Genomic DNA, 25,354 nt, shown 5'->3' on the forward strand with positions numbered 1-25,354 from the left:
CCTCATCCCCTTCCGGTCAGCAGGCCGGCGCCGCCGAGGCCCAGCGCGCCGAGGCCACCGCCGCGGGCTGCGGCCGCGAGCCGTTCCTTCTGCGCCAGGTGCGCCAGGTACAGATCCGCGCCCCTGTGTCCCGCCGGCAGATCGCTGACGGTCAGGATCTTCATGCCGACGCTGAGCGAGGCCCGGATCGGGTTGAGGTTCACGTCGAACGCCGACTCGTTGACGGACAGTTCGGTGAGCCGTACCGGCATCACCCGCTTGCTCCCCCAGGTGAACAGCGTCAACGGCGTCTCGATCGGGCTGATCTCGATACTGCCCTGCTGCGTCAGCCTGGTCGCGGCGCGTAATTGCGCGGTGGTCGGCTGCACCAGCATCTCCAGCACGGCGAGCTGCGGATGGATGCCGTCCGGCGCGGCGATCTCCAACTGGTCGGTGGCGTCGATCTCGGCGGTGAACTTCCATGTCTCCTGCGCGGGCCCCTTCAGCCGCAACGCCTCGTTCCGGTCCCCGCTGCCGGTCCCCCCGGCGCCGGCGTCCCCGCTGTCCCCGGCGGACTGGGGCGCGATGCTGCGTTCCAGGGTGTCGGGGTTGAACTGGAGGACGATGACGCGTTGGGGGGTGCCTCGGTCGGGGTCGACCACGACGAGGCCGGCGCGGATGGGTTTGGGGATGTCGGGGTAGCGGGTCATTCTCCGTCTCCCGCCCCGGCGAAGGCAGCGACGATGCTCTCGGCCCGTGTGCGGATCCAGGGCTCGGTGTCCTCGCGGGCCATACGCCGCACCGGGCCCAGGAACTCTTCGTATCCGGTGTAGGTGACCGCCCACAGTCCCGCGAGGCGGATCCTCGGGTCCTCGTCGCCGAGGGAGTCCTCGATCCGGCGAAGGCATCCCTCTGCCGGCTCGGCGGGGGCTGCCAGGCCGATGCGCAGAGTGAGCCGCCCCCTCTCGACCGGGCTGGTCTCGCCGTCGAATTCCCGGTAAAGCTCTTCCAGCCGCCACGGAGAAAGGGCGGTGACGGCCCGCTCGGCGAAGGGAGTGACGGTGTCCTCGTCCGGGCCCGCCAGCGTGATGTAGCCGATTCCCGCGGTGGCGTCCACGACATAATGGAGGGAAATCCCGGTCTCGGACTGCCAGATCATCTGACCGTCGGTCCCCTGAGCCTGGTCCCTCTGCTGCTGGTACACCAAAGGCCATCCGAACTCGTCGGCAAGGTTCGCCGCGTGACCCCAGTGCTTGTCGGGGTGCAGCACATACCTACGGGTGCGGTACTCGGGTTCAACCATCACCTGTCTCCTCGCCCGCGGTAGGTGGTCTGCCGCGCTGTGGCACCGTACATCGTGCGAATTTCGTCTTCGATTATATTGAACAACTCCTGTTTGATGGCTCTCTCTCGCTCCTCCGTGCCCACCAGGCCGACCGCGTTGACCGATGCCTCCACCTTCTTCTCGATTCCCAGTTCCTTCATCCACGCCGACACCGCGATCACATGCCGGTTGGCCAGATTGTTGGCGGCATTCAGCGGCCTTCGTTCCCGGTTTCTGCGCCGCCTGGCATCGTCGGCCGACTCGCCCGGAAGGGTATGCGCGATGGCCTCCCGGTCGGCGGCGAGTGAACGCTGTCCGGAAACGTCCTCGTTCAGCAGCTCACCTGCCCGTTCCGAGCCCTTGAAGGCCGCCGGCAGTTCCAGGAGCACCTGGGTCAGCTTCTTGGGCGTGGCGCCGCCCCGTTTCGCCGCGGTCAGCCGCTGCACGACCATCGCGTTCGAGACGAGAGCCATGGGGTCACGCTCCGATTCCTGGATCCCTATGATCCACGCGTCCTTGAGGAGATTGACGCGCTGGATCCTGTCCAGGTCATTGGATTGCGGTTTACCGCGGAAGTGGTTGTCGAGGTAGGTAATCGCCTCGTCCCATTCCCCCTTGGCGGTGAACTCGTCGGCGATACCCAGAATCTTTTTGCGCTCCCCGGTCTTCCGGTCGCGCCTGGTTGCCGTCCGGTACGAGTGCGCGGACTGTTCCTCCTGGGTGATGCCCTCACCGGTGACGATCTTGTGGGCGGCCTTTTCTCCCGTCTGCTGGCGGCGTACGGCCGGCGGCGCGTTCTCGGGGGACGACGGCCCGGGAATCTGCGGGAGGCCTTCGTCGAAGACGCTCAGCACCTCCTGCTCCTGCTGTGACAACGGCGTCATGGCGCGCGTGATCCGGGTGATCGCCGGGGCCGGTGTGGGGGCGTTCACCGTATGGCGCGGAACGACACCGGGCTGTTTGGCTTCCAGTCGGACGTTCGCGCTGAGCCGCACCATGGCGGGGTCGTCCTCCAGTCGGGCCGCCAGGTCCTGCAGGAATTCGAGGAGTTCGCGGCGCGGAATCGTGATGCCGAGCGCTTCGAGGACGACTTCCTTCGGGTTGAGGACGGCTTCGATGTCGAAGCGGTCCCCTCCGCCCGCGGTAAGGCTGCTGAGGCGGTACCACGTACGCATGGCCGCGAGGGCCGCCCGCAGGGCCGGGCGGGGTGTGCCTCGGGCGAGCAGGCCACTCACCTTCGGCCTGATCCGCGCGACGATTTGGCGCAGCCGTTCGTCCTTCGCGTCCTTGGAGTCCTCCTGCTTCCTGCGCCGGTCCTTCTTCTCCTGCTTCCTCTCGGCCCGTTCCTTCTCGTCGGTCCTTCGGCCCTCATGCTCGTCCCGCTTGCGTCGCGGTCCCTCCGGCTCGCGGCCGGGCCTGCGCTGCTTGTCGCCCTCGTCCTTCTCCTTCGGCTTGCGGGGCCCCTCGCCACCGTCCTTGCCGTGGGGCTTCGGCTTGTTCCCGGTCCCGTCCCGAGCGGGTTGCGGCCTGCCCCGGCCCGGGTCGTCCTTGGCATCGGGCTTCGTCCTGACGGGCGACCGGCCGGCGGCGTCCTGGGGCTTCGAGGCGCCGGGGGTGTCCTTGTCCTCGGGCTTCCGCCTGCCCGGAGTCCGGTCCCGGGTCCCGTCCGGTGCCCTGTCGTCGGGGCGCCCCTGCTTCGGTCCGGCCTCGGGGGCCGGCTTCGGACGGGATTCCGGCGCCGGTTTCGGTCTGGCGGACGGGGTGGGCTTGGTGTCCGGTTTTTCGGTGGGGTCCTTCGGGCGGCCGTTCCGGTCCTTGGCCGTCGGCGCGGGGGCGGTGGGCTTCCCTGGCCTGCCGTCCTTGGTCAGGGGTGCCCTCGGGTCCGCGTGACGAGGTGTTCCGGCGTCCGAGCCGGGCTTCCGGCCGGCGGGCTCCTCGCCCCTGGGCTTCCTCGCCGGGCCCCGGCCCCCCGTGTCGTCCGTTCCCGCGCGCCCCCGGCCCCCCGGCTTGCCCGGCCCGTCCTTGGTGAGTCTTGCCGCGACGCCCCGCAGGCGACGGCCCACCTTGGCGACATATTTGCCGATCTGGCTGAGGAGGGCCTGGTAGAGGACCTCCAGGAGGGCGACCACGCCGGCGGCCACTGCCTTGGCGAAGAGGATGCCGGCACCGCCCGTGCGGACGGCCTTGAGCCAGGTGAGGACCGCGTCCAGGGAGCTGAGGATGGCGCTGAGCGCGCCCCAGGCGGTGCGGATCGCGTCGATGACCGCCATCACCCAGCCGGCGCCGGGGATGAGTTTCGCGACGACCTTGGTGATCACCAGCTCGCCGATGATGAGCGGGAGTTGCGGGACGACCGCGTCCCAGGTCTCCTTGACGATCCGGGCGAGGGAGAAGCCGCCCCTGATCAGTTTGTCGATGATCGCCTTCGGGACGCCGATGATCTCCTGGATCTTCTCCTGGAACCAGGCTTTGACGGCCGTGGACACCTCTCGGAAGAGGTGGTTCTTCGCGCCGTCCACCGCGGAGTTCTTCGCGCCGCCGAGCCAGCCGCCCGGGTCGGAGAGGAAGTCGACCGCGATCATCATCCAGGCGCCCAGCGCGCTCAGGAGCTTCGAGGCGAATTCCAGGACGGCCTTCACCGCCTCGACAACCGCCTTCACCGCGGCCTGGAGTGCCTTCTTCAGGATGTCCAGGAGGCTGCCGAGCAGCTTGCCGAGGGCGTCCAGGAGGTCGGAGACGGCCTGCTTCAGGGCCTGGGCGAGGCGGTTGACCAGAGCGATCGCCGCTGAGATCAGGCGGGTGATGAACGTACGGATCCTCGCGGCGAGTTCGATCACCGCCCGCACCATCGCCACCGCGAACTCGATCAGGTCCCTGATGAGGTTCCTGATCGCGTCGACGATGTTCCTGCGGGCCTCGTTGATCCAGCGCTCGACCGTGTCCTTGAAGTTCTTGATGAAGCCGACGACCGCGTCCCGGGCCGCCCGGATGACCCGGACGATCGCGTTCTTGATCTCGATGACCTTCTGCTTGATCCAGTCGAAGGCCTTGCTGACCCAGTTGCCGGATTCCTGGACCGCGCCGTCGCGCTTCCGGTCCGCCTCGCGTTCGGCCTTGTCGCTCTCGTCCTGGATCTTCTTGTCGCTGCCCTTTTTCTCGTTGTCGACGTCGTCGTCGGTCTTCTTCTCCTTCTCCTCGACGTCCTTGCGGACCTTGTCGTGCCGTTCGCTCTTCTTGTCGCCGAGGGACTTGAGCTGCTCGTCCTGCTCCGTGCGCCAGTCCTGCCGCTGGGCGGTGACCTCACCCACGGCCTTCTCGCGCTCCTGGGCCTGCGACGCGGTGTTCGCCGCGATCTCGGCATCGACGCTCTGCCGGTGCCGGTCCTGCGCGTCGCGCACATCGCGGTCCTTGGCCTGCCGGCCCTCGGACATGCTCTTCGCGCCATCGGTGAACGCCGCCTGGAACTGCGGGCCCCGGTCGTGCTCCGCCACCTCGGAGGCCGCCTCCGGGGGTACGGCACCCATCGCCCCGGCGCCGCCGGCCACCGCGCCCTGACCGCCCCGGGCGCCGGGGACCTTGGCGGTCATCGTCTCCTCGGGCGCGTCCGGGTAGACCTGGTCCTCGCCCATCCGCCGACCGGCGTCGTCCCGGGCGGTGCCGATCGTCGCCTGGCCCTTGGCGTCGACATGGCCGTCCTGCTCGCCGGCCGACTGCTCCGCCGCGCCCTTCATGCCGACACCCGGCGCGTCGCCCGCACGGGCCTGCTTGAGCGCCTCGTCCTTCGTCGGCAGCCCCGCGAACTTCGCGGCCAGCGCCTGCGGATCCACCACCGGTTCGTCGGCGCCGAAAAGGCTCGCGACACCGTTCACGATCTTGCCGCCGATGAAGCCGAGGGCCATCTTGAAGGTGTCCCACCCCCCGGGCTCCTCGGCCTGCTCCGCCTCGATCCGGCCCTCGGGCTCCTTGGCTCCGGTGACCTCGGCGTCCTTCTGCTCCGGTGCCCGGGCCTCCTCGGGCCTGTCCTGGGAGTACGCCGCCGGGGCGTCCGTCTCCGGCTTGCCCCGCAGCGTCCGCGGCGCGCCTGCCGGGCGCTGCATCGAGGGGGGCGCGGAGGCGAGGGTCTTGTGCTCGTCGCCGACGGAGCGGTCCACCGCGCCGCCGACCCCGCCCATGGCCTGAAGCGCCTTGTGCGGCTTGAGTTTCGAGGCCGTCGCCAGCCCCGCCTCCGGGGACACCCCGGAGAGGTCGGGTGCCGGCGCACTGTCCTTCTTGCCCTTGGACCGGGCCGGGGCGGCGCCCGCGCCGCCACCGCCACCGCCCGGGGAGGCTCCCCCGCCGGCCGCCTTCGGGCCCGGCGCCGGCCGCGGCGCGGACTCCGGCTCGGCGGGCGATTCCGTGGCGGTCCTCGCGGGCGCCGGTGCGGCCTTCGCGGCGGCGGGCGCGGGTTCCTGCGCCGCCGACGCGGTACGGGGACGCGGTGCCGTACGGGTCTCGGGGGCCGGTGCCTCGCCCTCCCCGGCGGCCCGCGTCCCAGGGGTCCCGGTCGAGGCGCCCGGCGCCGTCGGCCCGGCCGCGACGGCCGACGCGTCCGGTGCGGGATCCGGGGTCCCGGCGCCGCCCTCGTCCGCCGTCCGCCGTCCGGCGGGCCCGGCCGGACCGGCCCCCGCGTCCGCCTCCTCGACCTCGGCGTCCTTCTGCGCGGACCGGCCGCCGGTCGCCTTCTGGGACTCCTTCTCCTGGCCGCCGGCACCCTTGTCGCCCGCGGCGGCGGTGCCCCTCTCCTCCTTCGCGGCCGTCTCCCCCGCCGCGCCGCCGCCCTCGGAGGTGCCCTCGGCCCGGCCCGGCGCCCGCTGCACCGTGGTCTGTGCGGCGACCGGGCCGGCCTTGGGGTCGTCTCCGCTCTTGGGGTCCCGGGTGCCGGGGGCGGGCGGGGCCGCGGCGGCCCGTGCCACGGCGGTGCCGTCCGGGCCGCCCTCGGTCTCCGGCGCCGGTCCGGCTTCGTCCGCCGGGCCGGCCCCGCCCGTCTCCTCCTCCGGACCGGCCGCCGCGTCCTCCGCGTCCTCCGCGTCGCGCTCGGCCCGCACTTGCTCCGCCCTGGTCGGCGGTGGGACGGGGAAGGACGGGACCGACGACGCGGCCGCGCCGGGGTCGAGCGTGTCCGCCGTCGGTACGGCGAACATGTCGAGGTCCTGCGCCGGCAGGAAGTCCTCGGGCCGGAGGACGACGTCCCAGGCGCTCGGCTCCCCGCCTCCGACGTCGACCTCCGACTCGCCGCCCGAGCCGGAGGGCTCCTCCTCGGTCGTCTCCTCAAGGCCCTCGACGTCCTGGTTGCGCCTGCCCTCAAGCGTGCTGAACGGCCCCGGAAGGCGGGTGCCCGGGCCCGGGACCGCCGGCGAGCCGGCGGGCTTCTGCCGCCCGCCCTTGTCCTGCTGCCGCAGCTGCTGTCCGGCGACGGCGGCCTCGGCCGCACCCGGGCGGTTCCTCGCCGCGGACTCCTCCTCGCTCGCGGCGGGAGCCCGTGTCTGCTCGGTCCCCTCCCGGCCGCCTTCGCCCGCCTTCCCGCCGGCCTCCCGCTCGACCGCCGGTGCCGTCTCCGTGTCACTGCGCCGTTCGCCGGCCGACGCCGCCCCGGTGGCGGTGGGGGGCGCGACCCGCTCCTGCCCGTCGGGGGCCGTCGCCGAATCGGCCGCTGGTGCCGGGCCCCGGGCCGCGCCCGGTGACTCCGGCGTCTCCTGCCGCGTGGCGTGCGGCGCGCCCCCATCCTGGGGGGTGCTTCCGTGCTCGGGTGTGCCGCCGTTGCGGGGGGTGCTGCCGGCCGCGCCCCGGTCGGCGGCCCGTTCCTGCTCCGGTCCCGGCGCGATGCCCGGCCGTTCCGCCTCGGCCTGCCGCTGTTCCCGTGACCGCAGCGCCTTCTCCCGCTCGGTGCGCGTCTGTTCGGCCAGATCCGGCTCGATCCCGGGCGCGTCGTGGGCGTTGACTTCCAGATCCTGGGCGTGGTCGTCGTACGCCCCGGTCTCCTCGACGAGGTCGAGCACCCGGTCGTGCTCCGGGGCCAGCAGCCGGTTCTCCAGGCGGGCCAGAACGCCGTCGAGCAACTCCTCCGGCAGCCGGGCGAGTTGCTTGCGGGTGCGCCGGGACAGATCCTCGGGGTCGCCCCGCAGGGACCGTACGACCGAGTTGGCGAGCCGGTCGAGGAGGGTCGCCGGGTCCATCGCCTCCGCACGGGTGCGGTCGGCGTCCACGGTGGCGTAGCGCAGCCAGCCGGGTGTGGGCCGGTTCTCGGTGATCGGGGGCGCCGAGGCGTCGGTCGGGGGGCGGACGAGGTCCTGGGCGGCGGACTCGGCCTCGCGTTCGACGGACTGCTGGGGCAGACTGACCGCGCCGGGTTCGCGGCCTGCCCGCAAGGTGCCCAGGCCGTGCGGGTTCTGAACGGAGTGCAGCAGCTCGTGGGCGAGGAGGCGGCGGCCGTCGTCGGTGCCGGGCCGGAAGGCGCCCGAGCGGAAGAGGATGTCCTGGCCGACGGCCACGGCGTCGGCGCCGAGCAGTCCGGTGAGACGGTCGGCGTCGCGGTCGGTGTGCAGGCGGACGCGGCTCAGGTCGTGGCCGAGCCGGTCCTCCAGCTCCCGTCGCAGCCCGGGGTCGAGAGGCTGTCCGGCGCCGCTGACGATGTTCTTCGGTTCGGGCGCGCGGGACTTGGCGGCGTGTTCTCTGCGTTTGCGGCGGCGCTGTCCGGCCGTCTGCCGGGCGGCCGCGTCCCGGGCCCTGGCGGTCATGGGGTCACCTCCCCGTGGCCGCTGAGCCCCGCGTGGACGGCGCGGGCCAGCTCCTGGCCGAGGCGGCGGGCCGGCAGTCCGGCGGGCAGCGGGGGCAGGCCGGTGAGCGCCCGCACGGTCACGGCGCCGTTCGCCGCCAACGGAACGCCGTGCTGCCCGACGAGGCGGGCGAGTTCGCGTGCGAACGCGGCCGACACGCGGGCCGGGTCCGCGTGGAAACCGTCGAGGACCAGTTCGCCGATCTCCACGCGGATCGCCGACGGCCGCCTGTTCACACCCATCCGCGCACCTCCGCGGGGGTCAGTGAGCGTTCCAGCTTGAGGTATTCGGTGCGGGCGGCGGCGAGCATGTGCCGCATCTGCAACCGGTCGCCCTCCTCGGCGGCGAGGAACGCACCGGACAGGGCGATGTTGCGGATCGAGCCGCCCGCGACGGTGAGCCGGGCCAGCAGGTCCGGGTCGATGTCCTTGAGTGGGGCCTGCGGTGGCAGTACGCGACGCCAGATCTCGGCGCGTTCGTGCTCGGCCGGGAAGGGGAAGTCGACCACGAAGCGGATACGGCGCAGGAAGGCCGTGTCGAGGGCCTGCTTCATGTTGGTGGTGAGGATGGCGAGTCCCCGGTAGGCCTCCATCCGCATCAGCAGATAGCTGACCTCCAGGTTGGCGTACCGGTCGTGGCTGTCCTTTACCTCGCTGCGCTTGCCGAACAGGGCGTCGGCCTCGTCGAACAGCAGCAGGGCACCACCGCGTTCGGCGGCGTCGAAGACACGGCGCAGGTTCTTCTCGGTCTCGCCGATGTACTTGCTCACCACCTGGGAAAGGTCCACGACGAACAGGTCCAGGCCGAGTTCGCCGGCCATGACCTCGGCGGCGAGTGTCTTGCCCGTGCCGGAGCCGCCCGCGAACAGCGCGGTGACGCCGAGCCCCCGGCGCAGGGTCGCGGCGAATCCCCACTCCTGGTGGACGGTAGGCCGCTGCCGCACATGCGCGACGATCTCGCGGAGCACAGCGGTCTGACGGTCGTGCAGCACGAGGTCGTGCCAGCCCGCCCGGGGTGCTGTCCGGCGGCCCAGTTCGTCCATGCCGACGCGGGCCTCCTCCAGTCCGGCCCGCCAGGCGAGTTCGGCGGGGTCCGCCTGGTCCTCGTGGGCCAGGCGGCGGCCCACGGCGGCCGCGGCGGAGCGGACCACGTGCGGTGGCAGCTGGAACTGGGCGGCCAGGGCACGCAGTTCGCCGTCGGCCAGTCCGGCCACGCCCGCGAACGCGTCGGTCCAGACCGCGAGTTGTTCGTCGTCGTCCAGGCGGGGCACGGCCACGCGGCTGCCGGGCGGGCGCCCGGTGGGCAGCGGGTCCTCGCTGGAGACGACGACGGGCACGGCGGCGCCGGCCAGGAACGCCTCGGTGGCCGCGCGCTGGTCGCGGTCCAGGTCGCCGGCCTCCACCAGCAGGGCGGCGGGCAGCAGGATCGCCTCCCGCTGCCACAGCCGGGCGAGGCGGTCGCGCTCGGCGGGGTCGGTCGGCAGCTCCGCGGCGCTCATCGCGTACAGGCCCAGCCCGCAGCGGGCGGCCGCGGCGGCCGCGAGCTCGGCGCGGCTGCGCGGGTCGCCGCCGGTCACCTCGACCACGGGCGGCGCCCCGGGGCCGCGGCCGTCCTCCCGCCAGCCCTCGGCGAGCCGGCCCGCGGCCAGGTCGTACGACGGCGGGAGCGCGTCCGGTGGGGTGGTGCGGCGGAGTCTGCCGTGCAGCCGGGCGTCGAGGTAGGGCGAGTCGAGCAGGAAGTGCAGGACGCGCTCGTCCAGCCGGAGCCGGGAGACGGTCAGCCGGGTCTCGTCCTCCGGTTCCACGATCCGCCAGCGGCGCAGCGGGGCCACGGGGGTGAGGGCGCTCCAGTGCGGTGCGCCGAGGGCGGCCAGGGCGAGGGAGAAGGTGGGGTACGCGCGCCGTGGGTCGCCCGAGGCCGCGGCGCACCGGGCGGCGGTGGTCGGGTCGAGTTCGTCGGCGGCGGTGAGCAGGACGACGTCGCGTTCGAAGGGGGTGAGTCCGAAGAGGGTGACGAGGGCGTCGAGCGGGGTGGTGAGGGCGGGCGCGGGGGTGCGGGCGGTGCCGGGGTCGTCCTGCTGCCCGGTGGAGCGGTCCTGGCCGGTGCGGGCGGCGTGGGCGTCGACGCGGGCGAGGACGCGCCTGATCCCGGCGGTCAACTCGGAGTCGCCGCCGGTCGTCGGCTCCTGGTCGTTTCGCATGTGTTCACCTGCCTCCGTCGGGTCGCCCGTGCCGGATCAGTCGTGGTCGGTGTTCTCGGTGCCGTCCGTGTCGCGGTTCGTCCTCCGCGCGGACGGCCTGGCCGCCTTGGCCGCTCCGGACGTACCCTTGCGGGCGCGCGCGGGTGCCTTGGCAGCGGTCTTCGCGGGTGCCTTGGCCGTGGCCTTGGCTGGTGTCTTGGCAGGGGTCTTCGCGGCGGTCTTCACCCCGGCCTCGTCCGCCTTCTCCGGCACGGCCTCCTTCGCTCCGGTCCGGTCCTCGTTCGCCGGCGCGGTGTCCGTCGCTCCCGCCCGTTGCTCGCCTGGGGCACCGCCTGTCCCGGTCCCCGGTGGCACCGGCGCCCCCGGTGCGCCGAACGGCAGCACCCGTACCTCGGGCCGCTCGACCGGCTTGGCCGGCACCGGGGTCTCCTGGCCGTCGATGAAGACCAGGGACGCCTGGTAGACGACGGAGAGGGCGTAGGGGGTCTGGTAGAGCATGCCCCACAACTTCGACGTCTCGTCGATGTCCATCACGTTCGGCGTGAACCGCACCCGCTGTGCCGTCTCCGCGAGGTCGCTGCCCGCCAAGTAGGGCTTTTCTCCCGCGAGTTCGAGGACGTCCCGGGGCAGGACCGGGATTTCGTGCAGGGTGCGCACCACCGAGCCGAGCAGCCGCTGCCCGACGAGTTCGGTCTCGTCGCCGTACGCGCTGATCACGTAGTTGAGGTCGAGTGCCGCCCGTGCCCGGCGCGTCAGCGTGCCGTCGGGGGCTCGGGTGGGCAGGTCGTCGTTGCGCCGCGAGGAGTTGGGGGCGACCTGGTAGAGGAAGACGGAGATGGTGGGTTCGGCCGGCGGCTCGGCGGGCGGCTTGCGCGGCTCCACCTTGACGGCCATGTCGATCTCCGGCTGGAGATGGGACTCGATCAGCAGGGCGAGGGCCTGGCTGACGTGGGCGATGGCGAGTGCGTTGCTCATGGCGTCGGTTCCCCGTCCCTGTCGTCCAACGGCCCCCCGGCGCCCCGGCGTTCACCGGCGGCCCCGTTCACCTGCGCCACCTGGCCCGCGGGCGTCCTCCCCACCGGCTCGCCGGCACGGCCCGTGCTCACTCGCGCTCCCTGGCCAGGTAGTCGGCCAAGCCGAGGGTGGTGGCCGGCCGTTCGGCGGGGCGGGCACCCGGCCGGGAACCGGTGCGGGCGGGCGGCTGGGCGGCCGTCACCTCCAGCCGGCCGATCTGCACCCGCACCACCTGCTCGGGCGCCCGGCCGGCGCGGCGCCCGGCGGATTGTCGTACGGCGGTCCGGGCCGCCGTCGTGTCCGCGGCGCTGGGGCGTGCTGCCGGGGGCGCGGCGGAGGGGCGAGCGGCGCCCGTTACCAGGGGGGTGAGGGCGGGCTTCGCGGCCCGGTCCGCGCCGGTCCCGGGGTCCGGTCGCCCGGTGCCGCGCTCCGTGGTGCGGGGCGCCGGGCGCGGTCCGGCCGTCAGGGGCGCGGCAGGGCGCAGCAGGCGCGCCTCCGGCGAGGCGACCGGGGCCGCCTTGCCCGGCTCCGTTTCCGTGAGGGCCGGTTCGGCGCGCACGACGGTCCGTTCGCGCTCCGTGTGGTGGTGGATCTCGGTGGCGGGCCGGGGGCCGTCCCGCTCGGGCGCGGTCGCGGGAGTGGTGGCCGGCCACATGGTGCCGGCGGGGTCCGGCTCCGGGGTGCGGGGCCGGACGGCCTCGACGCGTTCGAACGGGCCGGGCAGCCGCGGCCGTACCCGGACCGTGTCCGTCGCGGTGGCGGTGTGCCGGGCGAGCAGCCGGTCGAGGAAGTCGGGTCCCCGGGAGGGGTCGGTCAGGGAGGAGTCAGACATCCGCACACAGCTCCAGGTAGTAGCGGCGGCGCAGCGGGCTCAGCGCCAGGATCTCCGGCTCGCTCCAGCCGTAGGCGGTGGCGAGCAGATGGACGTCGAGGAGCGTGTCCCGTGCCCAGGCGTCGAGTTCGGTCCACAGGTAGGAGGCGATGTCGAGTTCGGCCCGGGTGGCGGTGCCGCACTCGGGGCAGCCGACGTTGAGCGTCACGTCGGCACCGGGGTCGGCGGCCTCGACGGCCTCGGCGATCCTGCGCTGTACCGGTTCCGGCAGGGAGGCGGCGGTGCGGGGCGCCCCGTCGTGGGCCGCCGAGACCAGGCAGCGGGCGAGCAGCGCGGCGCGCGGGTCGGCGGCGTGGGCCGCGGCCGTGAGGTCGGCCGCCGCGGGCAGCCGGAAGGCGATGTCCCAACCGTCCTCCGTCAGCCGTACGACCCGCCGCGCGGGCCGGTCGAGCGTCCGGGCGAACTCCCCCGCGTCCAGCTCGCATTCCATGTCCGCGCCACACGCGCGGCAGTCCAGCCGCACCTGCATCCGCTCCCCGAACAGGGCGCGGCGCAGGGCGAGCAGGTCGCTCTCGCGTTCGCCGAGCGGTACGGCGGGCAGCGCCGTGGCGTCGAGGTCCGGGCGTGCCGTGCCGTGCAGCAGCAGGGCACGCCCGGCGGGCGCCTCGGCGAGGCCCGCCTCCCAGGTGGCCAGCAGCGCGGCCGCCCCGGTGTCCGCCATCCGTTCCCCCCGTTCCTCTCGCCTCGCCGCGCGCCGCGTCAGGCCGGGTTGAGGAAGGAGGGTTCCTCGGGTTCGGGCACCTCGTAGTCCCGTTCCCAGCCCTCGCATTCGAGCTTCAGCGACTGGATGGCCACCGCGTTGGCGTTGGCGTCGAGTTCGCCGAGGACCTGGTATTCGCTGGGCCAGGTCCGGTACAGCTTGTGCGAGACGGCGACCTGCCCGGCCTCGTTGAGGACCTGGATGACGATGTCCTTGCGGAAGTCGGCGAGGGAGACCTCCGCGCCGGGTCCCGCGCCGACCTGCCAGACCTTGTTGGCCCAGCGGTCGAACTCGGGGTCGTGGGTGACGCCGCGCTCCAGGGTGATGCCGTCGAACTCGGAGCGTCCCGGCGACTTGCGCGGGGAGCTGGGGTCGCCGCCGTGGCGGTGTTTGACGACCTCGGTGGTGCGCTTGAGCGGGCTGATCTTGCTGATGCCGGCGACCGTACGACCGTCCCACAGGACCAGGAACTTGAAGTTCTTGTAGGGGTCGAAACGATGGGCGTTGACGGTGAACTCTGCCATCGGATTCCTTCAGCTCTCCAGAATTCCCGCGGGACTACGGCTCGAACCGGCCGGACGTCTGCCGGATCCTCACGATCACGAACTCGGCGGGGCGGACCGGCGCGATGCCGACCAGGACGTTCACGATGCCGTCCGCGATGTCCTCGTCGGTGGTGGTGTCGCGGTCGCATTTGACGAAGTAGGCCTCGCGCGGGGTGCCGCCCTTGAAGGCGCCCTGCCGGAAGAGGGTGTGCAGGTACGAGGAGGCGGCGAGCCGGATCTGCTGCCACAGGTTCTCGTCGTTGGGCTCGAACACCACCCATTGCAGGCCGCGTTGGAGGCTCTCCTCGACGTGCAGGGCGAGCCGTCGTACGGGCACGTACTTCCACTCGCCGTCCAGGGCGTCGGTGCCCTCCAGGGTTCGGGCGCCCCAGACGGTCGGGCCGGTCAGCGGGAGCGTGCGCAGGCAGTTGACGCCGAGCGGGTTGAGCAGCCCGGTCTCGCGGTCGGTGAGGTCGACGGTGAGGGAGTGCACGCCCGCCAGCCGTGCCTCGGTGCCGGCCGGCGCCTTCCACACGCCGCGCTCGGCGTCGGTGCGCGCGATGACGCCGGCGACCGCGCCGGAGGGCGGGAAGGCGCGCAGCCGTCCGGTGAGCGGGTCGGTGAGCCGAAGGTGCGGGAAGTACAGGCCGGCGTGGCTGCCGCGGACCGCGTCGAAGGCGGCGACGCCGGCGCGTGCCGTGTCGACGTCGACCCAGGTGGAGGGGGCGTCGACGAGCAGGAAGATCCGCCGCTCCGCGCACAGCCGCTGGGCGGCGGAGACGACGGTGACGGCGTCCTCGGTCTTGTCGTACCCGGCGAGTTCGGGCAGCACGAGGAGGTTGACGTCGGCCACCTGGCGCAGCGCCTGGAAGCCGGTCCTGGCGGCCTCGGAGCCGATCAGGTCCCGGGGGCCGGGTGCCTCGCCGTCCGCTCCGCCGGCCAGCGGGAAGACAGGCGGGTTGACCGAGGCCTCCAGACCGAGGTCGTTGGCGCACTCGCCGACGAAGCGGACGACGTCCTGGGGGTCGGTGGAGCCGGCGACGACCTGGAGGCGGCGGCCGAAGACGGTGACCTCGGCGTCGGCGAAGGCGTGCTTGCCGGGGGCGTCGGGCAGGGCGCGCAGTTTGCGTTCGAGCAGCAGCGCCAGCTCGGCCACGGAGCACGGCGCCGCGCCGTCGCTGTCGGGGTCGTAGAGGGTGAACTCGCGCTGCACGTCGCCGATCTTGACGGTGAGGTCGACGGCGAGGTCGGGCAGCCGGTGGCCGAACGGTTTGGAGACGGTACCGGACGGGTCGGGGCGGCCCTCGCCGACCGCGTGGACGCGGATCAGCCGGGAACCGGCGTTGACGACGGCGGGGGCGTGGCGGCCGCTGTCCGGGTCCGTGGACAGGCCGGTGAAGCTCTCGCGGACCGCGCCCCGGGCGTCGTGGACGCGCAGGTTGAAGGTGTCGTCGGGGTGGAGGGTGTCGTGGTCGACGGCCACGCGCAGGCCGTTGCCCCACAGGCCGGGCTCCTTGGCGTGCACGTCCAGGGCGTCGCTGTCGCTGTGCCCCTCGGTGGACTTCAGGGTGACGCGGGCGGCCTTTCCGCTGCCGGCCTTGGTGACGCGGACGACGACGGCGACGCTGCCGCCGTTGCCGAAGAACTGGTGGACCGCGTAGCCGACCGCGCTGCGCGCGCCGAGGCCGCCGAAGCGGCGTTCGAATTCCGCGAAGCTGGTGACGCGCACCGGCTCGTTGAGCGGACCGCGCCGGGTGTGGCCGACGAAAGCGGTCACCGACGTGGTCAGGGTCGAGATGGTGCGGGTGCTGCTGGGAAGCTCTTCGACGTAGACGCCGGGATACGTCGGCTTGGCGGCGCTCACCGAGCTCATCGGCTTTCCCCCTCCTGCCCCTGTCTCGGGCACCGGGCAATGGCACCAAGAGGCAGGCGGCAAAGGGACAGGTTCCGTTCCGGCGCGGCGGACGACCCCACGCAACCGGCCGGTCAACGCTGGACGTGCGCACGCATTCGATTTCCCCCGCCAATTCCCGGACGGCGGTCGGCCGGCCGGGCCAAGCAACGCTTGTGACTCCTGATGCTCGTAGACGAATTAACCTTGAGGCACGGGCAGTTGGGGCAACAAGGCGCGTTCCGGCCACCCCGAACGAAAGTTTCGTGAAGGTAAACACCTGCTCTTCCCGCAGTGCGCCCGCATGTCATCGACAACAGACTCCAAGGATCTTCACAGGCAACGCCACCGGAATATGAAGATCCTATTCCGAACGCCTTCGAAGCACTTACCGAGGCGTTCGAAATTCCACCAGACGCACATTCCTCAATGGCGGATTCCGGTGTTTACAGGGCCGCGGAGGCTGCCACTGGCTTTGATCACTGGAGAGTGCCGTGGGGTCTCACGGTTCAGGAGCGTGGCTTTTCCGCGGTGAGGGTCAGACCCGGGTCGGTCGGTACGGGTAGCGGCCGGGCGGGGTCCTGGAACAGCGGCCGGTACAGGGCCTTGCCGAGACGGCTGGTCGCGAGGATGTCGAGGCGGCCGTTGCGGATGAAGGCGGGCGCGTCGGTCATCGCGTCGAGGAGCTGTTGCAGTGCGGGCCGGATGGGCTGTGCCGTGCGGCGGCATGCGGGCCGGCGGGTGATGCCGGCGGTCCGGGCCAAGTCCATGAGGTGGGCACGCTCGGCTTCGTCGCGCCGCAGCGCCCGGGCCAGGGAGTCCAGCACGGCTTCGGAGGCGCCGGAGAGGTTCCCGCGTTCCATGCGGGCGACTGTGCGGCGTGTGGGCCGCCCAGAAGCACGAACTGCGCCAGATGCGCATCCAGGGCTCCGGCGCCATCGACAGCCGCTCCTCCCTCGGCGGGCTGGTCGGCCTGCCCGAGCGCGCCGCCTACCACCCTTCCAAGCACGGTGTGATCGGCCTGACGAAGAGCGCCACGGTCGAGTACGCGCCCAAGGGCATCCGCACCAACGCCGTCTGCCCGGGCGTGATCGAGACCCCGATGGTCGCCGACATACTCACGGGGCAGACCGAGGCCATGGCCGCGATCACGAGCGAGCAGCCCATCGGGCGCCTCGGCCAGGCCGAGGAAGTCGCCGCCGCCGTCCTGTGCCTGTGCGGCCCCGGCGCCGGCTTCGTGATCGGCGTCGCCCTGCCCGTCGACGGCGGATACACCACCCACTGAACCCCGCCCGGAACCGGGGCACCCGGCCGGGGTGCGGCCCGCAGGCACCACCGCACCCCGGCGCCGGACCGTCCCTGACCCGTCCCGGAGACCATCATGAGCACCTGGGACCAGGCGCGGCTACGCTCGTGCGCCTACCGCCCCACGTACGCGCCGAGCCCGTACCCGGGGGCCGATCCCATGGGGGCCGTGCGGCCCGAGCCTCGGCGCCGCCGAACCCGGCAGCCCCTCCGAAAGCGGAATTCAACGCCCGCCAGGCTGATAGAGGCGGGTCGTGGTCTCCCTCTCGTAGGACATTCCGGGAGGCATTTTGATGAGTTCGAGCTGCATTCCCCACGGAGAGAGGAAGTAGACCCAGCTGTCACCTCTGGTCGACCCGGGTTCCAGGGGCTGCGGCTCGCCCAGTATCCGGACACCGGGCTGAGCACGCAGGTACGCCACCGCCTCGTCCATGTCCTCGACGTGGAAGGCCAGATGGTGGCCGCCCCAGTCGCTGTTGCGCGGTATCTCCCTTCGCTGGTCGGGAGCCGAGTACTGGAACAGCTCGCAGTTGGTCACCGGGCCGAGCCTGAGCATGGCCAGGTCCATCGCCGCCTTCCGGTGGACGCCGAGGTATCTCTCCATCCAGTCGCTGTCCGGGAATTCCACCGGACCGAGCCGGTAGGCGAGTTCCGCGCCGAGCACGTCGACGAAGAACGTGACGGCCTGGTCCAGGTCTGGAACGGTGTAGGCGACGTGGTGCACGCCTGACGATCCGGGAATTCCTCGGGTCTTGCCGTACACGGTTTCCTCCGTGGTGCTGTGCGGCCGGCGGGTGGCGGTCGAAGAAGGAGCGGCTGGGGTCAGGCCGGGACGGGAAGCTCCGCGGGCTGCCGGTACCGGTCGCCCCACAGGCCGGTGGCGGAGGGGGCCGGGACGTCGATGGGCTCGTCCGCGGTCCTGGCCGTGGCGAAGCGGAGGCTGACGTCGAGGATGTGGAGGGAGAACTCCGCACCGAGCAGCGGCCGGCCTCCCGACCGGATCGCCCGGGCGAGGTCGGCGATGCCCGCGGCGACCGTCAGGTCGTGCGCCTCGTCGTCGTATCCGTGTTCCAGCGGGGGCAGGACGAAGGGGAGCTGCTCGGGCTCGGCCAGGTAACCGGTGTCCCTGCCGGTCGTGAGCACCCGGCGCCGCAGCGTGACCGGACTCGACGCCTGCCACACGTCGTCGACGGACAGGACTCCCCGGTCGCCCACGACGAGCAGGGACTTGTCGGCGGGCGCCGCCCAGCCGATCGTGAGGCGGCACATGGTCCCGTCGGCGAAGCGCAGCGCGCCGAACGAGGTCTCGGGCGCCACGTCGGCGACGACGCCCTCCCACTGGTCCGCGAAGGGAGTGACGGTCTGGCCGGACATGCGCACGACCGGACCGAACATGGCCGTCAGCCAGGTGAGCAGGTAACCGGCGTGCTCCAATACGCAGCCGTTGGCCACCTCCTCGCGGTAGGGCCAGGGGACTCCGCGCTTGCTGCGCCAGTCGCGGTAGGCCATGAACGCGAGCGGTCCCATGTCGAGCGAGGCGTAGGCGAGCCGCGGTGTGCCCACCACCCCGTCGTGGACGGCACGGATGAGGGTCTGCGCCGACCGGCTGAACACCGTGGCCGGGGCGCTGCACAGCGAAAGCCCGCGCTCCGCGGCGAGCGAGACGAGTTCCCTCGCCTCCGCCATGTTCGTGGTCATGGGCTTCTCGCAGTACACGTGCTTCCCGGCCGACAGGGCGGCCTTGTTCACCGCGTAGTGCTGGGCCGTCGGCGTGAGGTTGACGACGATCTCGACCTCGGGGTCGGCAAGCACCTCGTCCATGCTGCCGAATAACCTCCCGCCGTACTCCGCGACGAAAGTTTTCGCTCGGTCCCCTTGGGGGTCGTAGGCGCCTATGAGGCTGATTTCCGGATAGTTGGGCAATGTGGGGCCGTAGAAGTCCGCGGCATAACCACAACCGAGGAAGGCGACGCCTACCCGCTTGCCTTCGCCCATGGAAGTGGGCATTGCTCCTCCTTGTTCCGTGGAATGGCCGTGCAGAGAGTCCCCGTGGAGGACTTGTGAGAGACAGACAACACGTCCTGTGTTCACCGGCTCAAGGATCGAAAGAGTTTCGGCTGATTCTGCGCTCCTGGCCGGAATGAAGCAGATGCGATGCCGTTTACGGGGTGTTTACAGAAATCCGCTTGCACGAGCCACGGGATCGTGCATTCATTGACGCCGCCCGGCCTTTGTCCGGGATCCCTCCCCGGCCGTCCGGATCGCCTGGACGACCAGACAGGAAAGGCAGTGACAGTGCCCCTCACCGGAACGGGAACCTCCATACGCACCTCGACCGCCGTGGTCGTGGTGGTCGCGCTGGCGCTGGCGCTGTTCTCCCTGAGCACCGTGGAGACGTTGCCGGTCGGTCTGCTTCCGCTGATCGCCGACGATCTGGGCGTGTCCAGGGCCGAGGCGGGCCGCCTGGTGACCGGATACGGAATGGTGGTGGCCGTCGCCTCGGTGCCGTTGACCCGCCTGGTCCGCCGTGTGCCGCGGCGCACGCTGCTCTGCGGGCTGCTGGCCCTGTTCGTCATGGCGAATCTCGTCTCCGCCGCGGCCCCGGGCTACTGGATCCTGCTCGCCGCCCGCGTCACGGTGGCACTCACCCACTCGGTGTTCTGGTCGGTCATCGCCTCGACCGCCGCCGGCCTCTTCGCTCCCGAGGTGCGGGGCCGGGTGGTCGCCGGGCTCTTCTCCGGTCTGTCCCTGGCCGCCGTGGTGGGTGTCCCGGCCGGGACGTGGCTGGGGCAGCAGGCCGGCTGGCGGATCCCGTTCGTGGTGATGAGCGGGTTCGGGTTCCTCGCCCTCGTCGCGGTCGCCGTCCTCTTGCCGTCCTCGGCCGGTGAGGAGGGTGACGCCGCGAACGGCGCGGACCCCAGCCGCCGCCGGTTCCTGGTCCTGATGGCGGCGACGGCCCTTGTCATCTGTGGTGTCTTCACCGGCTACACGTACATCACCGTCTTCCTCACCGATGTGACCGGCCTCGCCCAGTCAGCCGTGGCGCCCCTGCTCCTGGGCTCGGGCATCGCCGGGATCGCGGGCACCGCCCTGGCGGGCGCGCGGGTGGACCGCCATCCGCGCGGCACCATGGTGCTGGGCGTGGCCCTGCTGTCGGCGACGATGCTCGGGCTGTGCCTGCTCGGCGACCGGGCCGTCGCCGCCGTCTGCCTGGTCGCGCTGCTCGGATTCGCCATGTCCGCCATGACGACCGCGCTGCAGAGCAGGATTCTGCATGTGGCACCCGGCAGCACCGAGATCGCCTCGGCCGTCGGCTCGTCCGTCTTCAACGTCGGCATCGCCGGCGGCTCCCTCGTCGGCGGCCTGCTGCTGCCCACCGGTCTCGGGGTGCGGGGCGCGGTGCTCGTCGGCGGTGTGCTCGCGGTCGGCGGCCTGGCCGTACTGCTGTCCGAAACGTGGGTGGTGCGGCAGGGGGAACGACGGGCCGCCGTCCGGGGCGGGGTGCCGGACATGTCGGCGTAGCCGTCGGATCGCGGATCCGTACCGCCTCGACGCCGGAGCGACAGGCAGGGTTGCCTGCGGGTGTCAACCGGGTGATGTCAGGATGTCAGCGTGATGTGCCGGGCCGTGTCGGTCGCGTCCACGCACTCCTGGTACGGGTTCGGGTCGCCCTGCCGTTCCTGGCAGCGCCACACGGAACCGTCCGCGCGGACCACGGTGACCGCTCCGCCCTCCCGCAGCCCGGCCTTGGTGTAGGCATCCGCCACCCGCAGAGCCAGTGCGCAGTCCCCGGCGCTGCCGGCCGACACCGCCAGACCGGTGGACCCGTCGGTACCGCAGACCACGGCCGGTGCCGCTGGGCCGCCGGCCTCGGCGGAGACCGCCGGCGGGGCGGCAAGCCCCAGGATGACCAGGCTCACGAGTGTTCCCGCCCTCGCTGTTCCGATTCGGCTCATACGCTTTCCCATGATCTCGGTTGATCTCGGTGGTGATCCGGACGACGCTGCCTCCGGTCCCGGGATTGGTCCGTGGAACCCACGGGCCGGGGACCGGGCACTCCTCGCCCGACCACGATGTGCCCGCCCGCCGGGCACCGCCACTCGAACGCCCCTCATGGGTGACAGGATCGACCGCACCCGGCGGGGTGGGGCCCGCGGCGCCGGACGGGCCCGTGTCACCGGTCGGCCTGCACGGTGCGCAGGTATGCGCCGAGCCGGGCGATCGCCGCCGGGTTGCGGGGACTTTCCACCAGGCCGGCGTAGTCCAGGGAGACGATCCTGCGGTGCTTGACGGCGGAGACGTTCCGCAGCGGTGGGTAGGAGAGCAGGAACTCCTTCTTCTGCTCGGCGCTGACGTCGCCGTAGTCGCAGACGACGATGACGTCCGGGTTGCGCTGTACGACGCTCTCCCAGCCGACCGTGGTCCAGGAGTCCGCCAGATCGTGCATGAGGTTGACGCCTCCGGCCTCGGTGATGATCTGTTCCGGGGCGGCGTAACGGCCGGAGGTGTAGGGGGCGTCCCGGCCGCTGTCGTAGAGGAAGACCGAAGGACGGTCGGCTCCCTTGGGTGCCGTCGCCCGCACCTTGGCGATCTGCTTCTTGAAGTCGGCGATCAGCGCGTCCGCACGCTCCTCGACGCCGAAGAGTCTGCCGAGGTTGGCGAGGTCGGCGTACAGGGCGTCCAGCGGCGCCATGATGCCCCGGGAGGACTTCGCACGGCCGTTGTGGCAGGACTCGGTGAGGGTGTACGAGGGGATGCCGAGCTTCTCCAGTGATTCGGGGGTGAGTCCGCCGTCCTCGCGGAAGCCGTAGCCCCAGCCGGCGAAAACCAGGTCGGCGCGGGCGTCGAGGACGTTCTCCTTGGTGAGCTGGTCCTTGGACAGCCATGTCGTCTTCTCGTAGCCGTCCTTCCAGGGCACATCGCGCAGGTCCCCTTTGTCGTCGGGCATGGCGAAGCCCGCCATGCGGTCCTCCAGGCCCAGGGCGAACATCAGTTCCGTGATGCCGACGTCGTTGGTGACGACCCGCTCGGGAATCTTGTCGTACGTCACCCGGCGGCCGCAGTTGGTGAGGGTGACCGATGACGGGATTCCCGGGTCTCGCGACGGCTCGACCGAGGCACCGCAGCCGGTGGCGGTCGCGGCGAGACAGAGGGCGGCGGCGATGAGGCGCTTGCGCATGGCGTCCTTCAGGTGGCGGGCGGGAGCAGGTCGAACAGCAGCTGGACGGCGTTCGTCACGGGGTGCCGGACGGTGTGGGCCCGGACACCGAACACCTCTGCCAGCAAAGGGGGCCGGAGGATGTCGCAGGGTGGCCCGGAGGCGACGATCCGGCCGCCGTCGAGGACGTACAGGACGTCGCAGTGGGCGGCCGCCAGGTTGAGATCGTGGAGGGCGGCCAGCACGGTGAGGCCGCTGTCGCGGACCAGGGACAGGACGTCCAACTGGTGGGCGATGTCGAGGTGGTTGGTGGGTTCGTCGAGGATCAGGATCCGGGGCTGCTGGGCGAGGGCGCGGGCGATGAGGACGCGCTGCTTCTCGCCGCCGGACAGTTCGAGGAACCCGCGGTCGGCGAGGTGGGCGACGCCGGTGCGTTCCATCGCCCGGGTGCAGATCTCCCGGTCCGAGGCGGCCGTACGGTTCTGGTGCGGCAGCCGTCCCATGGCGACCATCTCGGTGACGGTGAAGTCGAACTCGGCCGAGGATTCCTGCGGCAGCGCGGCGAGCACCCGGGCGGCGGCTCGCGGATCCATGGCGTGCAGGTCACCGCCGTCCAGCCGTACCACTCCCCCGGCCGGCCGCAGCGCCCGGTACAGGGAGCGCAGCAGAGTGGACTTGCCGCTGCCGTTGGGGCCGACCAGGCCGACGAACGCCCCGCTGTCCACGGTGAGTTCGATGTGCTCGACCAGGCGTGTTCCGGCCGCCTCGATGGTGACGTCCTCGATGTCCAGTCGCATGGTCAGCGCCCTTGGAACGCGTAGCCGCCCCGCCGCATCAGCAGCAGGAACGCGGGCACACCGACCACCGCGGTGACCACTCCCACCGGCAGCTCGGCCGGGGCGAACAGCAGCCGGGACAGTACGTCGGCCCACACCAGCAGCACGGCCCCCGCGAGCGGCGCGACGGACAGCACACGCCGGTGGTCGGCGCCGACCAGCATCCGTACGACGTGCGGCACCATGAGCCCGACGAACCCGATGGCCCCGCTGACCGCCACCACCGTCCCGGTCACGGCCGCGGTGACGAGGAACAGCTCCCGGCGCAGCCGAGCCGGTCGGACGCCGAGCGCGGCCGCGGTCTCGTCGCCCAGGGCGAGCGCGTTGAGCGCCTCGGCCCGCCGGCGCAGCCAGGCCCATCCGGCCGTCACGGTGACCGCGGCGATGGGCACCTGAGCCCAGGTGGCGCCACCCAGGCTGCCCAGCAGCCACATCATCGCCGACCGCGCCGCCTCGCCCCGGGCCGCGCCGAAGACCATGACCGAGGTGACGGCCTGGAAGCCGTAGGCCAGTGCCGTACCGGTCAGGATCAGCCGCAACGGTGTCAGGCCCTGCGGTGAGCGGGCCACGGCGTATACCAGCGCCATGGCCGCGAGCGCCGAGACGAAGGCGGAGACGGACAGCGCCCACACCCCGAGTCCGGCGAACGCGCCGAGGAGGATCACGGCGTGGGCGCCGACCGCCGCGCCCGAGGAGATACCGAGGACGAACGGGTCGGCGAGCGCGTTGCGCACCAGGGCCTGCACGGCCACACCGACGGCGGCGAGGCCCGCTCCGGCCACGGCGCCGATCAGCACCCTCGGCAGCCGGATCTCCCAGACGATGGTGTAGGCGGCCGCGTCGCTCGCGGACACGGTACCGCCGCTGAGCCCGGCCCACAGGAAGCGCGGTACCTCCGCCCAGCCGACCTCGGCGGCACCCAGTCCCACACCACCCACGAGGGACAGCAGGAGCAGCAGCGCCAGTGACAGGCTGAGCGGCAGCACGGGTATGCGGCTGGGGGCCGTACTTCGGCGCACGGGTGGGCCGTCCTTCACACGGGCCGCCTGCTGGACGTCGAGCAGGAGCAGCCCGTGCGGCCGTACCCGGCCGGGCGATCCCCTCTCGCAGTCCGCGGCGAGCAGTCAACGGGTCGATACGCCCCCGCAGGCGATCGGGCTCGCACGGCCACCGTCGGATGCGGTGCCGTGCACACCGTTGCGGGTCAGCGCCGGACTCTCACCGGACTTCCCCCACGGGAGGCGAGGGAAGCCTAACAAACGGGCACCGACGTGTCTTTGGGCGGCCGGGTGGTGCGGTCGGCGCCGTGGCACCGGAAAAGTTCTCCGGCGCCGCGCCGTCGCTGGCCGCAGGCGTGCCGACGTACGCCGCCACGACTCGGCCGTACGATCCGGGCGGGGATCGTACGGCCGAGGGGGCAGAGGTCCGTGCGGTTCAGGAGGCCGTGCACGCCCCGATCACCGGGGCCGCCGGGTTGCCGTTCCTCCTCACGGTGAAGCCGAAGCTCGTCGACGCGCCCGCGGCGAGGCTGCCGTTGCCGTTGGGCCGCATGGTCAGGACGCTGCCGCCGCTGTCCCAGGTGGGCGAACCGTTCCAGGTCGCGGAGATCTTCTGCGGCGCGGTGACGGTGACCGTCGTGGACCAGCTGGTGATCGGGGAGCTGCCCGCGGTGATGGTCACCTTGCCGTTGAAGCGGTCGCTCCACTCCTCCTGTTTGCTGTAGCTGGCGGTGCAGGTGGCGCCGCCCGGGGTGGGGGTACCGCCGCCGGAGGAGCCGCCGAGGGTGGTCAGGACGGCGGTGTAGGCGGCTTTCTTGTTGTAGTCGGAGTCGAAGAGGAGCGGGGTGCCGCTGGAGCGCCAGGAGTATTTGTCGGTGATGCCCCAGACGGTGATGCCGGTGCAGCGGGTGACGGCGAGGCATGCCTTGACGACGTTGCCGTAGCTGGTTGCCTGGCTGCTGCCGGAGCCTTCGATGTCGAGTTCGGTGATCTGGACGTCGACGCCGAGGTCGGCGAAGCGCTGGAGGTTGGCCTGGTAGTCGGCAGGGACCGGGGAGGCGCTGTTGAAGTGGGACTGGAAGCCGACGCAGTCGATGGGTACGCCGCGGGCCTTGAAGTCCTTGACCATGGCGTAGACGGCGTTGCTCTTGGCGTTGATGCCGTCGGTGTTGTAGTCGTTGTAGCAGAGCTTGGCGTCGGGGTCGACGGTGCGGGCGGTACGGAAGGCCTCCTCGATGAAGCCGTTGCCGAGTTTGTCCTGGAAGGGTGAGCTGCGCCGGGCGCCGCTGGAGCCGTCCTGGAAGGCCTCGTTGACCACGTCCCAGGAGTGGATCTTGCCCTTGTAGTGCTGCATGACCTGGGTGATGTGGTTGTTCATGGCCGTGCGCAGGTCGCCGGTGCCCAGGCCGGAGACCCAGGAGGGCAGCTGGGAGTGCCATACCAGGGTGTGGCCGCGGATCTTCATGCCCTTGCTCTGCGCGCGGGTGACGATCTGGTCGGCGGCGCCGAAGGTGAAGGTGTTGCGGGTGGACTCGGTGGCGTCCCACTTCATCTCGTTCTCGGGGGTGACCGAGGTGAACTCGCGGTCGAGGCCGTCCGCCTGGGCGACGCTTTAGGCATGAGCACGCCAGCCCCCTTTTCGAAACATTCGGAACTATCTCCGAATGTGACGCGCAGATTACGAACCCAAACGGCGGTGG

19 protein-coding genes and 1 pseudogene are annotated in these 25,354 nt (G+C 72.0%); 2 read left to right on the forward strand and 18 right to left on the reverse strand.

Annotation, left to right across the window (positions count from 1 at the left end):
- Nucleotides 1–2: 2 nt before the first annotated feature.
- From ABD350_RS12035 to ABD350_RS12085, 11 genes are all read right to left on the reverse strand, one after another.
- Nucleotides 3–689 carry a hypothetical protein gene (locus tag ABD350_RS12035; protein WP_344347931.1) on the reverse strand — a complete coding sequence of 229 codons (687 nt, stop codon included), beginning with the start codon at nt 687–689 and terminating at the stop codon, nt 3–5.
- Nucleotides 686–1,282, reverse strand: coding sequence for a hypothetical protein (locus ABD350_RS12040; protein WP_344347932.1), 597 nt, complete (start codon nt 1,280–1,282; stop codon nt 686–688). The genes ABD350_RS12035 and ABD350_RS12040 overlap by 4 nt, the downstream gene beginning before the upstream one ends.
- Complete coding sequence (locus ABD350_RS12045; RefSeq protein ID WP_344347933.1) at nt 1,282–8,076, reverse strand: eCIS core domain-containing protein; 6,795 nt, start codon at nt 8,074–8,076, stop codon at nt 1,282–1,284. The genes ABD350_RS12040 and ABD350_RS12045 overlap by 1 nt, the downstream gene beginning before the upstream one ends.
- Complete coding sequence (locus ABD350_RS12050; RefSeq protein WP_344347934.1) at nt 8,073–8,357, reverse strand: hypothetical protein; 285 nt, start codon at nt 8,355–8,357, stop codon at nt 8,073–8,075. The genes ABD350_RS12045 and ABD350_RS12050 overlap by 4 nt, the downstream gene beginning before the upstream one ends.
- Nucleotides 8,348–10,315 carry an ATP-binding protein gene (locus tag ABD350_RS12055; protein ID WP_344347935.1) on the reverse strand — a complete coding sequence of 656 codons (1,968 nt, stop codon included), beginning with the start codon at nt 10,313–10,315 and terminating at the stop codon, nt 8,348–8,350. Before ABD350_RS12055 ends, ABD350_RS12050 begins: the two co-directional genes overlap by 10 nt.
- A gap of 36 nt (nt 10,316–10,351) precedes the next feature.
- A complete protein-coding gene (locus ABD350_RS12060) occupies nt 10,352–11,290 on the reverse strand; it encodes a Pvc16 family protein (protein WP_344347936.1) in 939 nt (312 codons plus the stop codon).
- A gap of 127 nt (nt 11,291–11,417) precedes the next feature.
- Nucleotides 11,418–12,161: a hypothetical protein gene (locus tag ABD350_RS12065; RefSeq protein ID WP_344347937.1), complete on the reverse strand. Its 744-nt coding sequence runs from the start codon at nt 12,159–12,161 to the stop codon at nt 11,418–11,420.
- Nucleotides 12,154–12,882, reverse strand: a complete 729-nt coding sequence (locus ABD350_RS12070) for a T4 family baseplate hub assembly chaperone (RefSeq protein ID WP_344347938.1) — start codon at nt 12,880–12,882, stop codon at nt 12,154–12,156. Before ABD350_RS12070 ends, ABD350_RS12065 begins: the two co-directional genes overlap by 8 nt.
- A gap of 38 nt (nt 12,883–12,920) precedes the next feature.
- On the reverse strand, nt 12,921–13,445 hold the full coding sequence (locus ABD350_RS12075; protein ID WP_344347939.1) for a phage tail protein: 525 nt from the start codon (nt 13,443–13,445) through the stop codon (nt 12,921–12,923).
- Between the two features lie 34 nt (nt 13,446–13,479).
- Nucleotides 13,480–15,339 (reverse strand): phage tail sheath family protein, encoded by a 1,860-nt coding sequence (locus tag ABD350_RS12080; protein WP_344347940.1) that lies wholly within the window; start codon nt 15,337–15,339, stop codon nt 13,480–13,482.
- A gap of 527 nt (nt 15,340–15,866) precedes the next feature.
- Nucleotides 15,867–16,220, reverse strand: a complete 354-nt coding sequence (locus ABD350_RS12085) for an MmyB family transcriptional regulator (RefSeq protein ID WP_382466621.1) — start codon at nt 16,218–16,220, stop codon at nt 15,867–15,869.
- Nucleotides 16,221–16,237: 17 nt separating this feature from the next.
- Here ABD350_RS12085 and ABD350_RS12090 point away from each other — a divergent pair, with 17 nt between their 5' ends.
- Nucleotides 16,238–16,642 carry an SDR family oxidoreductase gene (locus tag ABD350_RS12090; protein ID WP_425584187.1) on the forward strand — a complete coding sequence of 135 codons (405 nt, stop codon included), beginning with the start codon at nt 16,238–16,240 and terminating at the stop codon, nt 16,640–16,642.
- A gap of 243 nt (nt 16,643–16,885) precedes the next feature.
- Here ABD350_RS12090 and ABD350_RS12095 read toward each other — a convergent pair whose 3' ends face one another.
- Both ABD350_RS12095 and ABD350_RS12100 read right to left on the reverse strand, forming a co-directional pair.
- Complete coding sequence (locus ABD350_RS12095) at nt 16,886–17,425, reverse strand: VOC family protein (protein WP_344347942.1); 540 nt, start codon at nt 17,423–17,425, stop codon at nt 16,886–16,888.
- Nucleotides 17,426–17,484: 59 nt separating this feature from the next.
- Nucleotides 17,485–18,669: a Gfo/Idh/MocA family protein gene (locus ABD350_RS12100; protein ID WP_344347943.1), complete on the reverse strand. Its 1,185-nt coding sequence runs from the start codon at nt 18,667–18,669 to the stop codon at nt 17,485–17,487.
- 282 nt (nt 18,670–18,951) lie between these two features.
- Between ABD350_RS12100 and ABD350_RS12105 the strand changes: the two genes are divergently transcribed.
- Nucleotides 18,952–20,184 (forward strand): MFS transporter, encoded by a 1,233-nt coding sequence (locus tag ABD350_RS12105; protein ID WP_344347944.1) that lies wholly within the window; start codon nt 18,952–18,954, stop codon nt 20,182–20,184.
- Between the two features lie 77 nt (nt 20,185–20,261).
- Here the strand turns inward: ABD350_RS12105 and ABD350_RS12110 are convergent, their stop codons facing one another.
- The 5 genes and pseudogenes from ABD350_RS12110 to ABD350_RS12130 form a co-directional block, all read right to left on the reverse strand.
- On the reverse strand, nt 20,262–20,582 hold the full coding sequence (locus ABD350_RS12110; protein ID WP_344347945.1) for a hypothetical protein: 321 nt from the start codon (nt 20,580–20,582) through the stop codon (nt 20,262–20,264).
- A 254-nt stretch (nt 20,583–20,836) separates the two neighbouring features.
- A complete protein-coding gene (locus tag ABD350_RS12115; RefSeq protein ID WP_344347946.1) occupies nt 20,837–21,841 on the reverse strand; it encodes an ABC transporter substrate-binding protein in 1,005 nt (334 codons plus the stop codon).
- An 8-nt stretch (nt 21,842–21,849) separates the two neighbouring features.
- Nucleotides 21,850–22,617, reverse strand: a complete 768-nt coding sequence (locus ABD350_RS12120) for an ABC transporter ATP-binding protein (RefSeq protein ID WP_344347947.1) — start codon at nt 22,615–22,617, stop codon at nt 21,850–21,852.
- Between the two features lie 2 nt (nt 22,618–22,619).
- Nucleotides 22,620–23,675: a FecCD family ABC transporter permease gene (locus ABD350_RS12125; protein ID WP_382466622.1), complete on the reverse strand. Its 1,056-nt coding sequence runs from the start codon at nt 23,673–23,675 to the stop codon at nt 22,620–22,622.
- Between the two features lie 415 nt (nt 23,676–24,090).
- Nucleotides 24,091–25,245: pseudogene (locus ABD350_RS12130) on the reverse strand (glycoside hydrolase family 10 protein); the annotation flags it as partial.
- Nucleotides 25,246–25,354 lie beyond the last annotated feature (109 nt).

Source organism: Streptomyces nogalater, assembly GCF_039532885.1.
Classification (GTDB): Bacteria; Actinomycetota; Actinomycetes; order Streptomycetales; family Streptomycetaceae; genus Streptomyces; species Streptomyces nogalater.